The organism is Kitasatospora sp. NPDC041988, assembly GCF_055588525.1.
On record NZ_JBVJCO010000002.1, the window covers coordinates 127,838 to 141,822 of the forward strand.

Here is a 13,985-nt window from a genome sequence, read left to right on the forward strand (position 1 = left end):
GGTGAACGACCCGACGCTGCGCAGCACCGAGCCGATCGCCTCCGAACGCTGCCCCCACCCCCCCCCCCCCCCCCCCCCCCTCTTCCCCCCCCCCCCCCCCCCCCCCCCCCCGCCGCCGGTCCACCGAGTCCAGCAGATGCCGGTGGGTGGCGTTGCCGGGGTGCACCGGGATGTCCCCGGGGTCGAGCAGCCCGGACCGGTCCACCCGCCCGGTCAGCCGCATGGCCGGGTACAGCGTGAACCCGGCCAGCCGGTAGCGCCTGGCCGCGGCCGGGGAGGGCGAGGCGCAGAGCATCCCGCGCAGACAGCCCCGCCCGTACGCGGCGGCCCGCTCCAGCAGCAGCCGCCCGACGCCCTTGCCCTGCGCCTCGGGCACCACCGCGAAGAGCGCGAGGATCCAGAGGCCCTCGCGGCGCAGCGACAGCACCGACCCGACCGGCCGGCCGCCGTTCTCCGCCAGCCAGCAGCCCTGCGGGTCGGTGCGCACCAGGTGTCTCGTCCGGGCCAGCGAGTGGACCGGCGGGGCGTCGGCGGGGGTGCCGGGGAGCGAGGCGAAGGAGGCGCGGGCGATGTGCTGGACGGCCTCCGCGTCGGCGGCGGTGTCCTGGACCTGTCGCAGGATCATGCCTCCATCCTGGCCGCCGGGGCGCCCGGGCGGGGCCGGTTCGTCCGGATCGGAGGGCCGGCGCGGTGCCCGACCCCCGTCGGTTGTGCGAGCATGGGGAGCGTAGGGGAGCGGGTGTACACCCGGCCCACGAAAATTCCGCCGCAGAAGACCACCGAAATACACCGCCGTCCGGGAAATGAATCCGGCCGGCCGTGGGTTGGCACTGGCGGCAGACCGTCGTCAAGACCGGGAGAAAGCAGATGACCGTCCAGGACGAGACCACCGTCGAGAGTGGCATCCTCCTTACCGATGCCGCCGCGGCCAAGGTCAAGGGCCTGCTGGAGCAGGAGGGCCGCGAAGACCTCGCTCTGCGCGTCGCCGTCCAGCCCGGTGGCTGCTCGGGCCTGCGTTACCAGCTGTTCTTCGACGAGCGCTCGCTCGACGGCGACGTGATCAAGGACTTCGACGGTGTGAAGGTCGTCACCGACCGGATGAGCGCCCCGTACCTCGGCGGCGCCACCGTCGACTTCGTGGACACCATCGAGAAGCAGGGCTTCACGATCGACAACCCGAACGCCACCGGCTCCTGCGCCTGCGGCGACTCGTTCAGCTAGTCGGCAGACGGCGAAGGCGGCCCCGGATCCTCCCGGGGCCGCCTTCGCCGTTTCCGCGTACCGTCCGCGCTGCCTGCCTGCCGCCTACTTCCCGGAGACGTCCGGGGTCGCGGGGTCCGGCCCGACGTGCGGGTCGGCTTCCAGCGGTACCTCCTGCCCGGTCGAGACGTCCGTCACCGTCCGCCCCGCCAGCGGCTGCTTCAGCTCGGCCGACACCGTCTGCCGCTTGGCCAGCTCGGCGCAGACCTGCCCGGCCGGAATCGGCGCCGCCAGCGTGACCTTGACGTCCACCCGGCCCGGCTTGGACTCGTCCGCCTTCAGCGCGTACCGCTCGCAGACCCCGCCGTAGAACCAGACCGTCAGCTTGCTGCCGTCCACCCGGTAGGTGATCGCGGGGTGGACCGCCGCCCCGGTCCCCTGCCCGTTCGGGGCCGGCTCACCGACCGCGATGCCGTTGCCCGGGGGGCTGGCCGCCGGCGCCGGCGGCTGCGCCGTCGATGAGGGACGGGGGTCGGGGGTGCCCGCCGACGGATCGGCCGGCGGGGGCGTCACCGGCGTGGTGGCGGTGGCCGGCGGCGCCGCCGGGGAGGACGGGCCACCGGGGGAGGCCGTCGCACCGGCCGCCGCCGGCTGCGCCGTGGCGGTGGCCGCGTCCGAGGCCGACTTGCCGCTCCCGTCGCACCCGGCGACCGTGACGGCCGCCGCCAGCACCAGACCCGCCAGCGCCACCGTCCGCCGCCCGCGCGACCGGCGGGCAGGCACACCACCGGTGCGCCGGGGCATCGGCTCCAGATCCAACAGATCCATCTGTCCATCCTCCCGAGGGCTCAGCGGCACCGCCTCCTCGGCCGCACCGCGCGGATGTGACGTGCCCCGGACCAATCCGGTTCCCGTCCGTCCGCGAGGCCGTCCGCCGGGCCGTCCGCGCGGCCGCCTCCCGGGACGGCTCACATGCCGTATTCGGCCATTCCCGCGACCAGCCGCTGCGCCCCGGAGGAGACCCGGAAGCCGGCCCGGGCGGGGGTGACCGGCTCGGGGCCCGTCGCCAGCAGCGGCCAGAACCGCCGCAGCTGCCGGGAGGAGTCCACCAGCGCGTCCAGGGTCTCGGCGTCCGCGTCACCCCGCAGGGCCGGCGGAACACGCAGCGGGTGGTAGCTGGGCATCATCGGCGATCGCTCCGATCCACGGTGCCGCGGCCGCACTGCCACGGCTCGGTCAGGGCCGGACCCGGCCCCTGGCAGCGACCCTAGGCCGACCGTCCGGCCCCCACCAGAGCTACCCGGGGGTAGTACACGTTCGACGGTGGCCGGTGCCAATTCCCGCATCTTGCCGCCGCCCGCCCCCCGCCGGGTACCGTGAGTGGGTTCACCCCGCGCTTTCCGTGGCCATGCCGCCATCCTGAGGAGACCTTCCGTGCGTATCGCCGTCGCCGGCTCGATCGCTACCGACCACCTGATGACGTTCCCCGGCCGGTTCGCCGACCAGCTCGTCGCCGAGCAGCTGCACACCGTGTCGCTGTCCTTCCTGGTCGACACCCTCGACATCCGTCGGGGCGGTGTCGCACCGAACATCGCCTTCGGCATGGGTGTGCTCGGCCTGCGTCCGATCCTGGTCGGCGCCGCCGGCGCGGACTTCGCCGAGTACCGCAGCTGGCTGGAGCGCAACAACGTGGACTGCCAGTCCGTCCACATCTCCGAGACCCGGCACACCGCCCGTTTCATGTGCACCACGGACGAGGACCACAACCAGATCGCCTCGTTCTACACCGGGGCGATGGTCGAGGCCCGCAACATCGAGCTGAAGCCGATCGCCGACCGCGTCGGCGGCCTGGACCTCGTGCTGATCGGTGCCGACGACCCGCAGGCCATGGTCCGCCACACCCAGGAGTGCCGCACCCGCGGCTACGCCTTCGCGGCCGACCCGTCCCAGCAGCTGGCCCGCCTGGACGGGGAGGACATCCGGGAGATCGTCGACGGCGCCGAGTACCTCTTCACTAACGAGTACGAGGCCGCGCTGATCGAGACCAAGACCGGCTGGGACGCCGACGAGATCCTCACCCGGGTCGGCACCCGGGTCACCACGCTCGGCAACAAGGGCGTGCGGATCGACCGCAAGGGCGAGCCCCCGGTGGTCGTCGGCTGCGCCCCCGAGGAGACCAAGACCGACCCGACCGGCGTCGGCGACGCCTTCCGGGCCGGCTTCCTGGCCGGTCTCTCCTGGGAGCTCGACCTGGAGCGCTCGGCCCAGCTCGGCTGCATGCTCGCCACCCTGGTGATCGAGACCGTCGGCACCCAGGAGTACGAGCTGCGCCCGGGCGCCTTCCTGCAGCGCTTCGAGGGTGCCTACGGCGCCGAGGCCGCCGCCGAGATCCGCGCGCACCTGGTCAAGTAGCCTGCCGGCTCAGGTCGTTCGCCGTACCAGATAGGCCGAGCCCCGGTCGCCGCCGTACTCGGCGGCCGGGGCCTCGCCCATGTACTCCTGCTCCCGCATCTCGCACCAGGCCGGGATGTCCAGCCGGGCCGCCTCGTCGTCCGCCAGCACGGCGACCGTCCCGCCCGGCGCCACCTCGCCGATCCGTCTGGCCAGTTCGATGACGGGCAGCGGGCACCGCTTGCCGAGCGCGTCGACGACGAGCGTCTGCGCGGCGGGCGCGGCCGCCGCCGGGGCCGGCAGGTCCAGCCCGAGCGGGGCGCGGACCCGGGCCACCACGTCCGGCAGGACGGCGAGGAACCGCTCGACGTCCTCCTCGGCCGCCCCGAACGGCAGCGAGACCCGGACGTTCCCCTCGGTGAGTACGCCCATCGCCGCCAGCACATGGCTCGGCGTCAGGGTGGACGAGGTGCAGGACGAGCCGGAGGAGACCGCGAAGCCCGCCTTGTCCAGCTCGGTCAGCAGCACCTCGCCGTCCACGTACAGGCAGGAGAAGGTGACGAGGTGCGGCAGTCGCCGTACCGGGTCGCCGACCACCTCCACCTCGGGTACCAGCTGCGGCACCCGGGCCCGGATCCGCTCGACGAGGGCGTGCAGCCGGGCGTTCTCCCGGTCGGCCTCGGCCCGGACCGCCCTCAGCGAGGCGGCCGCGGCCACGATCGCCGGCACGTTGACGTACCCCGGCACCCGGCCGTTCTCGCGCTCGTCGGCCGGCAGCGGCGAGGCGTACCGGACGCCCTTGCGTACCGCCAGCACCCCGACGCCGGCCGGCCCGCCCCACTTGTGCGCACTGGCCGTCAGCAGCGACCAACCCGCCGGGACGTCCACCCGTCCGGCGCTCTGCGCGGCGTCCACCAGCAGCGGTACATCGCCGCAGAGCCCGGCCACCTCGGCCACCGGCTGCACCGTGCCCACCTCGTGGTTGGCCGACTGCAGGACGGCGAGCGCGGTGTCGGGACGCAGCGCCGCCGCGAACTCCCCGGGGACGACCCGCCCGTACCGGTCCACCGGGACGACCGAGACGCTGCCGCCGGCCGCCTCGCCCCCAGCCTCCGGCCGGGGGGACTTCCAGCGCTCCGCGGTGTGCAGCACGCTGGAGTGCTCGACGGCCGAGTGCACCAGGTGCCCGCCCCGCCGCCGGTTCCCGGCCAGCGCGCCGAGCACGCCCAGCTGCACCGCCTGCGTCCCGCTCGCGGTGAACGCGATCTCGTCCGGCCGGGCGCCGAGCACCCCGGCCACCGTCTCGCGGGCGGCGTCCAGCAGCATCCGGGCCTGCCGGCCGGAGCGGTAGAGCCGGGCGGGGTCGGCCCAACCCTCGTCCAGCGCGGCGGTCAGCGCCTGCCGCGCGACGGGGTGGAGCGGTGCGGTGGAGGCCACATCGAAGTACACGGTCACATTTAACGGCACTCCCGGGTGTGTTCCAGCCTCCTTCCTCCGCTCACCGCCCGTCAGTCGATCAACCCGAATGTCCGATTCGTCCACATCCGACGGACCGTCACCCACGTTGCCCGAGGTCATCCCCCGATCGGGCGTACGGACCTCGAATGCCTACGATGACCTGCGGCGCAGCCCTTGCGGGGCCTGATCGGGCGACCGGGCGGCGCGTTACCGGGACCTGCCCGTCAGCAGCGCATAAGGCTGGAGTAGGGTTTGGCCCGCATAAGCATTCAAACCGTGCCCGTGGACGGGTCGCCGGGGAGGCTCACAATCCTCCGCGGGGCGACGCGAAGGCGGGCGAGACTTCGGGAAGGCGCTACGTGAGTCCCAACGGCTCCGACCGCTCGCCGCGGCGCACGATGCGGCGGAAGCTGCCTCAGGCGCTGGCACTGGGCCTCGTCATCGCGACCGCTACCGGCTGCTCGGCCAACGACCTCCCCAGGCTTGGCCTCCCGAGCCCCGTCACCGAGGAAGGACCCCTGGTCCTCCACATGTGGCAGGGCTCCTGGATTGCGGCTCTGGCAGTGGGCGCACTGATGTGGGGTCTGATCCTCTGGAGCGTGATCTTCCACCGGCGCAGCCGCACCGGTGTGCAGATCCCCCCGCAGACCCGGTACAACGTGCCCATCGAGGCGCTCTACACCGCGGTCCCCATCATTATCGTCTCGGTTCTCTTCTACTTCGTCGCCCGCGACGAGTCGAAGCTGATCTCCGTCTCCGAGAAGCCGCAGCACACGGTCAACGTGGTCGGCTTCCAGTGGAGCTGGGCGTTCAACTACGAGAACACCGAGAATCCGGACCCGGCCAACAAGGACGCCGCGTACGACGTGGGCACTCCTGCGGAGATGCCGACGCTGTGGCTCCCGGTCAACGAGTCCGTCGAGTTCCGGCTGACCTCGCGTGATGTCATCCACGACTTCTGGCCCATCAACTTCCTGATGAAGATGGACGTCGTGCCGGGTGTGGTGAACAAGTTCGAGGTCACCCCGAACGTCAAGGGCGAGTACGACGGCAAGTGTGCCGAGCTCTGCGGCGTGGACCACTCGCGCATGCTGTTCAAGGTCAAGGTCGTCGACCGCGCCGACTACGACAAGCACCTGGCGGACCTGCGGGCCAAGGGCCAGACCGGCGCGTTGCCCTCCGGCATCACGACCATGGGAAGTGAAGAGAAGTGACCATCCTCAACGAGCCCGCCGCGGCCGGCGGGGGCGCCGGGGCCGTCACGGTCGGGGCGCAGCGGACCCGCAAGCCGGGTTCGACCATCATCAAGTGGCTGACCACCACTGACCACAAGACGATCGGCACGCTCTACCTGGGCACGTCGTTCGCCTTCTTCCTGATCGGTGGCATCCTCGCCCTGGTCATGCGCGCCGAGCTGGCTCGTCCCGGGACCCAGATCCTGTCGAACGAGCAGTTCAACCAGGCGTTCACGATGCACGGCACGATCATGCTGCTGATGTTCGCGACGCCGCTCTTCGCCGGCTTCGCGAACTGGATCATGCCGCTCCAGATCGGCGCCCCGGACGTGGCCTTCCCGCGTCTGAACATGTTCGCGTTCTGGCTGTACCTCTTCGGTTCGACCATCGCGGTGGCCGGCTTCGTCACCCCGCAGGGTGCGGCCGACTTCGGCTGGTTCGCCTACTCCCCGCTGTCGGACGCCGTCCGCTCGCCGGGTGTCGGCGCCGACATGTGGATCATGGGTCTGGCCTTCTCCGGCTTTGGCACGATCCTCGGTGCGGTCAACTTCATCACCACGATCATCTGCATGCGCGCGCCCGGCATGACGATGTTCCGGATGTCGATCTTCGTCTGGAACGTCCTGCTGACCGCCGTGCTGGTCCTGCTGGCCTTCCCGGTGCTGGCCGCCGCGCTGTTCGCCCTGGAGGCGGACCGTAAATTCGGGGCACATGTCTTCGACCCGGCGAACGGAGGGGCGCTGCTCTGGCAGCACCTGTTCTGGTTCTTCGGCCACCCCGAGGTGTACATCATCGCGCTGCCGTTCTTCGGCATCGTGTCGGAGATCATCCCGGTCTTCAGCCGCAAGCCGATGTTCGGCTACTCCGGCCTGATCGCGGCCACCATCGCGATCGCCGGTCTGTCCGTGACGGTGTGGGCCCACCACATGTACGTCACCGGACAGGTGCTGCTGCCGTTCTTCTCCTTCATGACCTTCCTGATCGCGGTCCCGACCGGTGTGAAGTTCTTCAACTGGGTCGGCACCATGTGGAAGGGCTCGCTGAGCTTCGAGACCCCGATGCTCTGGACGGTCGGCTTCCTGGTCACCTTCCTCTTCGGTGGTCTGACGGGTGTTCTGCTCGCCTCCCCGCCGATCGACTTCCACGTCTCGGACTCGTACTTCGTCGTCGCCCACTTCCACTACGTGGTCTTCGGCACCGTCGTCTTCGCGATGTTCGCCGGCTTCCACTTCTGGTGGCCGAAGATGACCGGCAAGATGCTGGACGAGCGCCTCGGCAGGATCACCTTCTGGACGCTGTTCATCGGCTTCCACACCACCTTCCTGGTGCAGCACTGGCTCGGCGCGGAGGGCATGCCCCGCCGCTACGCCGACTACCTCGCGTCCGACGGTTTCACCACCCTGAACACCGTCTCGACCATCGGCTCGTTCCTGCTCGGTCTGTCGATCCTGCCGTTCCTCTACAACGTCTGGAAGACCGCCAAGTACGGCGAGAAGATCGAGGTCGACGACCCGTGGGGCTACGGCCGCTCGCTGGAGTGGGCGACCTCCTGCCCGCCGCCGCGGCACAACTTCCTCACGCTGCCCCGGATCCGCTCCGAATCCCCGGCCTTCGACCTCCACTACCCGGAGATCGCCGCGCTGGACTACCTGGAGAACCACGGTGAGCCGGCCAAGCACCTCGCCGGCGTGACCCCGGCCAAGTACGACGCCCCGCAGCTGGGCAAGGGCAAGAAGGAGGGCGACGCCTGATGAAGGAACAGGGCAAGATCTTCCTCGGCTTCGCGGTCTTCATCCTCGCGATGGCGATCACGTACGGCCTGTGGACCAACAACTCCGATCTCGGTATCGAGGCTGCCGGTACCACCGCGCTGTTCCTCGCCTTCGCGCTCTGCGCCTTCATCGGGTACTACCTCGCCTTCACCGCCCGCCGGGTGGACAGCGGCGCCGGTGACAACCCCGAGGCCGAGGTCGCGGACGACTCCGGCGAGCTGGGCTTCTTCGCCCCGCACAGCTGGCAGCCGCTCTCGCTCGCGATCGGCGGTGCGCTCGCCTTCATGGGCGTGATCTTCGGCTGGTGGCTGCTGTACTGGTCGATCCCGGTCATCCTGATCGGCCTCTTCGGCTGGGTCTTCGAGTTCTACCGGGGCGAGAACCAGAACCAGTAGGTCCTCCCCCTCTCGCACAGGGCCGGGCATCCCGCACGGGATGCCCGGCCCTGTTGCGTCCCCGGAGTGAGGCCCTCACTCCGGTGGGTCAACGGCGGGTCCCCCGGATGTCGCTCTTCCGCACACCGTTCCTACGATCTGATCAATCGTGCGAACCCTCGGAGGCGGTCATGGCCGACAGGCGCGGAATCGCAGGTATAGGCAGCATCTCGCTGGCCTTCGCAGTACTGGTCCCGCTGGCGGCCTGCACGTCCGGCGGGGACGGCGACACCGCCGGCGCCGTCCACAAGGTCGACGCGGCCCCGCTCGTACACGTCTCGGCCGAGGGCACGGTGGACCCGTCCCAGCCCGTCACGGTGACCGCCGTCCCCGGCAGCCGGCTCACCGACGTCACCGTGCTCGGCCCGGACGGCCGGGTGGTGGCCGGGAAGCTCTCGGAGGACCAGCGCAGCTGGCAGACCACCGGGCGGCTCAAGGCGGCCACCGCCTACACCGTCAGGATCGCCGCCGACGACGGCAACGGCGGCCGCGGCGAGACCACCGCGGGCTTCTCCACCCTCGCCGGGCAGCGCCTGCTCACCGCCAAGCTCGGCCCGGACTCCTCCGGCAGCGGCCTGTACGGCGTCGGCCAGCCGCTCACCGTGCAGCTCTCCGAGGCGGTGAAGGACCCGCAGGCCCGCCAGGAGGTCGAGCGGGCCCTGACGGTCACCTCGCAGCCTGCCGTCACCGGCGGCTGGTACTGGGTGGACGACAAGAACCTGCACTTCCGCCCGGAGGAGTACTGGCCGGCCGGGACGACCGTCAGCCTGGTCTTCGACGGCACCGGCAGCCGGATCTCGGACGGCCTCTACGGCGGCGACCGTGCCGCTCTGGCCCTGCGGATCGGCGAACGGGTGGAGTCGGTGGTGGACGCCGCCGCCCACGAGCTCACCCTGAAGCGCAGCGGCGAGGTCGTCCGGACGATCCCGGTGACCACCGGCAAGCCCGGCTTCGACACCCGCAACGGCATCAAGGTGGTGCTCGGCCAGGAGCGCCAGGTGCGGATGAGCGGCGAGACGATCGGCATAGCCGCCGGCAGTTCGGAGTCCTACGACCTCAATGTCGAGTGGGCCACCCGGGTGACCTGGAGCGGCGAGTACGTGCACGCCGCGCCCTGGTCGGTGGGCGCGCAGGGCGTGGCCAACGTCAGCCACGGCTGTACCGGCATGAGCACCGAGAACGCCAAGTGGTTCTACGACAACACCCGGGTCGGCGACCTGGTGACGGTCGTGAACAGCCACGGCCCCGGCATGGAGCCGTTCGGCAACGGCTTCGGGGACTGGAACATCGCCTGGGCCGACTGGGCCAAGCACAGCGCCCTCGGACAGCCCGTCAGCACCACCCCGCCGGCCTCCCGGGCCCCCGCCACCGGGATCATCCGCCCGGAGGTCTGACGGGGCCCCTCCCCGGGGAGATCAGCCCTCCCGGCCCGGCACCTCGTACGCCAGCCGCAGCGCGGTCTCCACGGCCGCCAGGGCGTCCGCCAGCGGCACCCCGAGGCGCCGGGCCCGCTCGGCGTACTCGGCGGCGGCCGCGGCGGCCAGCCGGTGGCCGGTGCCGCCGGTCGCGGCGATCAGGGTGCCGCGGCGGCCGTGGGTCTCCACGACCCCGTCGGTCTCCAGCTCCCGGTAGGCCTTGGCGACCGTCCCCGCGGCCAGCCCGAGCTGCTCGGCCAGGGCCCGGACGGTGGGCAGCCGCAGCCCGGTCGGCAGCTCGCCGCTGCGGGCCCGCTCGGCGATCTGGGCGCGGATCTGCTCGTACGGGGGAGTGGCGGAGGCGGGGTCGACGGACAGCTCCACGAGGGCTCCTGACGGTGGGCGAGGGCGGGACGAACGGCGGAAAGCCCGAGGGCCGCCGACCAGAACGAACTCTGGTCAGCGGCCCTCGGGGGTGACGCGGGGTGCGTACGGGATCAGTGGTGGCCGTGGCCGCTGGTGATCTCGTGGTGCTCCTCGGCGGTGGGCTTGGGGATCTGGCTTCCCTCGCCGAAGTAGCCGCGGGAGATCTTCGCCCGGGTACGGGTGAGAATGCCGGCCTTGAGGGCCACGCCGTTCTCGTCCGTCTCGGCCGGCAGCTCGAACGGCTGCTGCTGCTCGTGCGAGGTGAGTTTGTGCAGTTCGCCCTGCGGCAGCTGCGCGTGCACCTCGACGAACTCGCCGTGCGGCAGGCGCTTGATGACGCCCGTCTCGCGGCCGTGCAGCACCTTCTCCTTGTCCCGGCGCTGGAGGCCGAGGCACCAGCGCTTGGTGATGATGAAGGTGAGCACCGGCACCACGAAGAAGCCGACCCGGACGAAGTACGTGACGTCGTTGAGCGACAGGTGCAGGTGGGTGGCGAAGAGGTCGTTGCCACCGGCGATCAGCAGCACCAGGTACAGGCTGATCCAGGCGGCACCCAGCCCGGTGCGGACCGGGGCGTTGCGCGGGCGGTCCAGGATGTGGTGCTCGCGCTTGTCGCCGGTGACCCAGCCCTCGATGAACGGGTAGGCGGCGATGGAGACCAGGACCAGCGGGAAGACCACCATCAGCGGGATGAAGACACCCAGGTTCAGGGTGTGGCCCCAGAGGCCGATCTCCCAGCCCGGCATGATGCGGATCAGGCCCTCGGAGAAGCCCATGTACCAGTCCGGCTGGGCGTCGGTGGACACCTGGTCGGGGCGGTACGGGCCGTACGCCCAGATCGGGTTGATCGAGGCGACCGCGGAGATGACCGCGATCAGACCGAAGACCAGGAAGAAGAAGCCACCGGCCTTGGCCATGTAGACCGGCATCAGCGGCATGCCGACGACGTTCTTCTCGGTCTTGCCCGGGCCCGCCCACTGGGTGTGCTTGTGGTAGAAGACCAGGATCAGGTGCGCGACCAGCAGGCCGAGCATGATGCCCGGGATCAGCAGGACGTGGATGGTGAAGAACCGCGGCACGATGTCGTGGCCGGGGAACTCGCCCCCGAACAGGAACATCTGGATGTAGGTGCCGATCAGCGGGGTCGCCAGGACGGCGCCCTCCATGAACCGGATACCGGTACCGGAGAGCAGGTCGTCGGGCAGCGAGTAGCCGAAGAAGCCGTCGAACATGCCCAGGACCAGCAGCAGGAAGCCGAAGACCCAGTTGATCTCACGCGGCTTGCGGAACGCGCCGGTGAAGAAGACGCGCAGCATGTGCACGAGCATCGCGGCCACGAAGACCAGCGCGGCCCAGTGGTGGATCTGACGGACCAGCAGACCGCCGCGGACCTCGAAGCTGATGTCCATCGTCGACGCGTACGCCTCGGACATCGGGATGCCCTTGAGCGGGACGTACGACCCGTCGTAGATGACCTCGCCCATCGAGGGCTTGAAGAAGAGCGTCAGGTAGACGCCCGTCAGGATGATGATGATGAAGGTGTAGAGGCAGATCTCGCCCAGCATGAAGGACCAGTGGTCCGGGAAGATCTTCCGCAGGTTGGCCTTGGCGAGGGAGTAGATCCCCAGCCGGCCGTCCGTCCAGTCAGCGGCCTGCTCCCACTTGTTGGCGGGCTTGGCGCGCGTGCTGGCCGGCTTGGAGGCACCGGAGGTGGTGCTGCTCGCGCTACTCATCGAGCACGCTCCCAGTAGCTCGGGCCGACGGGCTCGTCGAAGTCGCCGGTGGCGACCAGGAAGCCCTTCTCGTCAGTGGTGATCTTCAGCTGCGGCAGCGGGTGGCCGGCCGGGCCGAAGATGACGCGCGCGCCGTCCGCCAGGTCGAAGGTCGACTGGTGGCAGGGGCAGAGCGCGTGGTGGGTCTGCTGCTCGTAGAGGCTGATCGGGCAGCCGACGTGGGTGCAGATCTTCGAGTAGGCGAGGATGCCCTCGAAGCCCATCTCCCGGGACGCGTCGTCCTTGATGTCCTCCGGCGCGATGCGCACCAGCATCAGGGCGTCCTTGGCGATGCGCTGCTGGAAGTCCTCGTCGTGGGTGTGCAGACCCTGCGGCATCGCGAAGGTCAGCGACCCCTGGATGACGTCCTCGGCCTTCATCGGCAGGTTGGTGTTCATGTTGATGAGCGCCAGCGGCTTGGCCGGGGTGGCCAAGTCCCAGCCGGTGTGCTCCAGCTTGTCCTCGGGCAGCGGGCCCAGGTCGCGCAGCAGCACCACACCGGAGAGCGGCACCAGGGCCATCGAGCCGATGAGGGTGTTGCGGATCATCTTGCGGCGGCCGAAGCCGGACTCGGCGGCGCCGGTCCTGAACTGCTCGATGACGTCGTTGCGGACCTCGTCGTCGGCCTCGATCGGGTGGCGCTCGGCCGGGATCTCGTGGTCCGACATCAGCGTGCGGGCCCAGTGGACCGCGCCCGCGCCGATCATGAACAGCGCCACGCCCAGGGTCAGGCCCAGCGCGAAGTTCAGCGCGCTGATGTGGCCCAGCGGGAAGACGTAGATGATCTTGTCCGGGTCGATGGCCACGTAGGAGGCGATGAACCCCACGGTGGCGAGCATCGAGACCACGAACATCAGCGAGACCTGGCGCTCCGCGCGCTTGGCGGCCCGCTCGTCGATGTCGGTGCGACGCGGTTCGTGGGCCGGCAGGCCCGGGTCGGCGAACGGATCGCCGTGGGCGGCCACCTCGTGGTGCCCGGCGGAGCCGTGTGACTCCGGGAGCTTCTCTTCTGGCATGTCCTGGCTCATGACTTCTTGGCCTTGGTGGTGTGGGCGGCGACCCAGATCGCGACCGCGATGAGTACGCCGAGACCGAAGATCCAGCCGAACAGACCCTCGGTCACCGGACCGAGGCTGCCGAGCGTGAGACCACCGGGGTTCGGCTCATCGTTGGTGGTGTGGCGGACGAAGGCCACGATCTGCTTCTTCTGCTCCTCGGGCATGGTGGTGTCCGGGAACGACGGCATGTTCTGCGGGCCGGTCTGCATGGCCTCGTAGATGTGCTTGGCGTCCACACCCTCCAGCGACGGGGCGTACTTGCCCTTGGTCAGGGCACCGCCCTGGCCGGCGAAGTTGTGGCACTGGGCGCAGTTGGTGCGGAACAGCTCGCCGCCCTTGGAGATGTCCTCGGGGTTGGTCGAGGTGAACTGCTCCTCCCTCGGGATCACCGGGCCGGGGCCGAGCGAGGCCACGAACGCGGCGAGCTGGTCGATCTCCGCCTGCGAGTAGATGTTCTTCTTGCGCGGCACCTGGGCGCCGGGCTGCTGGGCCGGCATGCGGCCGGTGCCGACCTGGAAGTCGACCGCGGCGGAGCCGACGCCGACCAGGCTGGGACCGTCGCTGCTGCCCTGGCCGTTCAGGCCGTGGCAGGAGGAGCAGCCCACGGCGAAGAGCTTCTTGCCCTCATCGATCGCGAGCGACTGCGCGGCGACGTCGGCCTGCGCCTTGTCGGCGGGCGCGAACGCGGCGTACAGCCCCCCGGTTGCCGCCAGGGCGAGAAGTAGGACGACCAGCGCCGCCAATGGGTGGCGCCGTCGTGCGGAGAGCTTTTTCACGGAATAACCCCGGTGTCAGGATCTGGTCGACTGGTGGTTGCACCCGGC

At 70.5% G+C, this 13,985-nt stretch carries 14 protein-coding genes; 6 read left to right on the forward strand and 8 right to left on the reverse strand.

Going from position 1 to position 13,985, the window contains the following annotated elements; translation table 11 throughout:
* Positions 1–625: GNAT family N-acetyltransferase (locus ACZ6NC_RS03505; protein WP_465728528.1), on the reverse strand; the 625-nt coding region annotated here is incomplete at its 3' end.
* A gap of 242 nt (positions 626–867) precedes the next feature.
* Here ACZ6NC_RS03505 and erpA point away from each other — a divergent pair.
* Positions 868–1,221: an iron-sulfur cluster insertion protein ErpA gene (gene erpA / locus ACZ6NC_RS03510; RefSeq protein ID WP_209411899.1), complete on the forward strand. Its 354-nt coding sequence runs from the start codon at positions 868–870 to the stop codon at positions 1,219–1,221.
* An 84-nt stretch (positions 1,222–1,305) separates the two neighbouring features.
* Here the strand turns inward: erpA and ACZ6NC_RS03515 are convergent, their stop codons facing one another.
* Both ACZ6NC_RS03515 and ACZ6NC_RS03520 read right to left on the reverse strand, forming a co-directional pair.
* Entirely contained in the window at positions 1,306–2,028 is a 723-nt protein-coding gene (locus tag ACZ6NC_RS03515; RefSeq protein ID WP_465728530.1) for a hypothetical protein, read from the reverse strand.
* 140 nt (positions 2,029–2,168) lie between these two features.
* Entirely contained in the window at positions 2,169–2,387 is a 219-nt protein-coding gene (locus tag ACZ6NC_RS03520; RefSeq protein ID WP_465728532.1) for a hypothetical protein, read from the reverse strand.
* A 247-nt stretch (positions 2,388–2,634) separates the two neighbouring features.
* On the opposite strand from ACZ6NC_RS03520, the gene ACZ6NC_RS03525 reads away from it, so the two are divergent.
* Positions 2,635–3,612 carry a carbohydrate kinase family protein gene (locus ACZ6NC_RS03525; protein ID WP_465728534.1) on the forward strand — a complete coding sequence of 326 codons (978 nt, stop codon included), beginning with the start codon at positions 2,635–2,637 and terminating at the stop codon, positions 3,610–3,612.
* A 9-nt stretch (positions 3,613–3,621) separates the two neighbouring features.
* Here ACZ6NC_RS03525 and ACZ6NC_RS03530 read toward each other — a convergent pair whose 3' ends face one another.
* Positions 3,622–5,046, reverse strand: coding sequence for an aminotransferase class V-fold PLP-dependent enzyme (locus ACZ6NC_RS03530; RefSeq protein WP_465728536.1), 1,425 nt, complete (start codon positions 5,044–5,046; stop codon positions 3,622–3,624).
* Between the two features lie 362 nt (positions 5,047–5,408).
* Between ACZ6NC_RS03530 and ctaC the strand changes: the two genes are divergently transcribed.
* The 4 genes from ctaC (at position 5,409) to ACZ6NC_RS03550 (ending at position 9,884) form a co-directional block, all read left to right on the forward strand.
* Entirely contained in the window at positions 5,409–6,263 is an 855-nt protein-coding gene (gene ctaC / locus ACZ6NC_RS03535) for an aa3-type cytochrome oxidase subunit II (RefSeq protein ID WP_396319433.1), read from the forward strand.
* On the forward strand, positions 6,260–8,035 hold the full coding sequence (gene ctaD, locus ACZ6NC_RS03540; protein ID WP_465728538.1) for an aa3-type cytochrome oxidase subunit I: 1,776 nt from the start codon (positions 6,260–6,262) through the stop codon (positions 8,033–8,035). The genes ctaC and ctaD overlap by 4 nt, the downstream gene beginning before the upstream one ends.
* On the forward strand, positions 8,035–8,451 hold the full coding sequence (locus ACZ6NC_RS03545; protein ID WP_465728540.1) for a cytochrome c oxidase subunit 4: 417 nt from the start codon (positions 8,035–8,037) through the stop codon (positions 8,449–8,451). The genes ctaD and ACZ6NC_RS03545 overlap by 1 nt, the downstream gene beginning before the upstream one ends.
* 170 nt (positions 8,452–8,621) lie before the next feature.
* A complete protein-coding gene (locus ACZ6NC_RS03550) occupies positions 8,622–9,884 on the forward strand; it encodes a L,D-transpeptidase (RefSeq protein ID WP_465728542.1) in 1,263 nt (420 codons plus the stop codon).
* A 21-nt stretch (positions 9,885–9,905) separates the two neighbouring features.
* Here ACZ6NC_RS03550 and ACZ6NC_RS03555 read toward each other — a convergent pair whose 3' ends face one another.
* From ACZ6NC_RS03555 to qcrC, 4 genes are all read right to left on the reverse strand, one after another.
* Complete coding sequence (locus ACZ6NC_RS03555) at positions 9,906–10,289, reverse strand: GntR family transcriptional regulator (RefSeq protein ID WP_465728543.1); 384 nt, start codon at positions 10,287–10,289, stop codon at positions 9,906–9,908.
* Positions 10,290–10,402: 113 nt separating this feature from the next.
* A complete protein-coding gene (gene qcrB / locus ACZ6NC_RS03560) occupies positions 10,403–12,064 on the reverse strand; it encodes a cytochrome bc1 complex cytochrome b subunit (protein WP_465728545.1) in 1,662 nt (553 codons plus the stop codon).
* A complete protein-coding gene (gene qcrA, locus ACZ6NC_RS03565; protein ID WP_465728547.1) occupies positions 12,061–13,131 on the reverse strand; it encodes a cytochrome bc1 complex Rieske iron-sulfur subunit in 1,071 nt (356 codons plus the stop codon). The genes qcrB and qcrA overlap by 4 nt, the downstream gene beginning before the upstream one ends.
* Positions 13,128–13,937 carry a cytochrome bc1 complex diheme cytochrome c subunit gene (gene qcrC / locus ACZ6NC_RS03570; protein WP_465728549.1) on the reverse strand — a complete coding sequence of 270 codons (810 nt, stop codon included), beginning with the start codon at positions 13,935–13,937 and terminating at the stop codon, positions 13,128–13,130. Before qcrC ends, qcrA begins: the two co-directional genes overlap by 4 nt.
* Positions 13,938–13,985 lie beyond the last annotated feature (48 nt).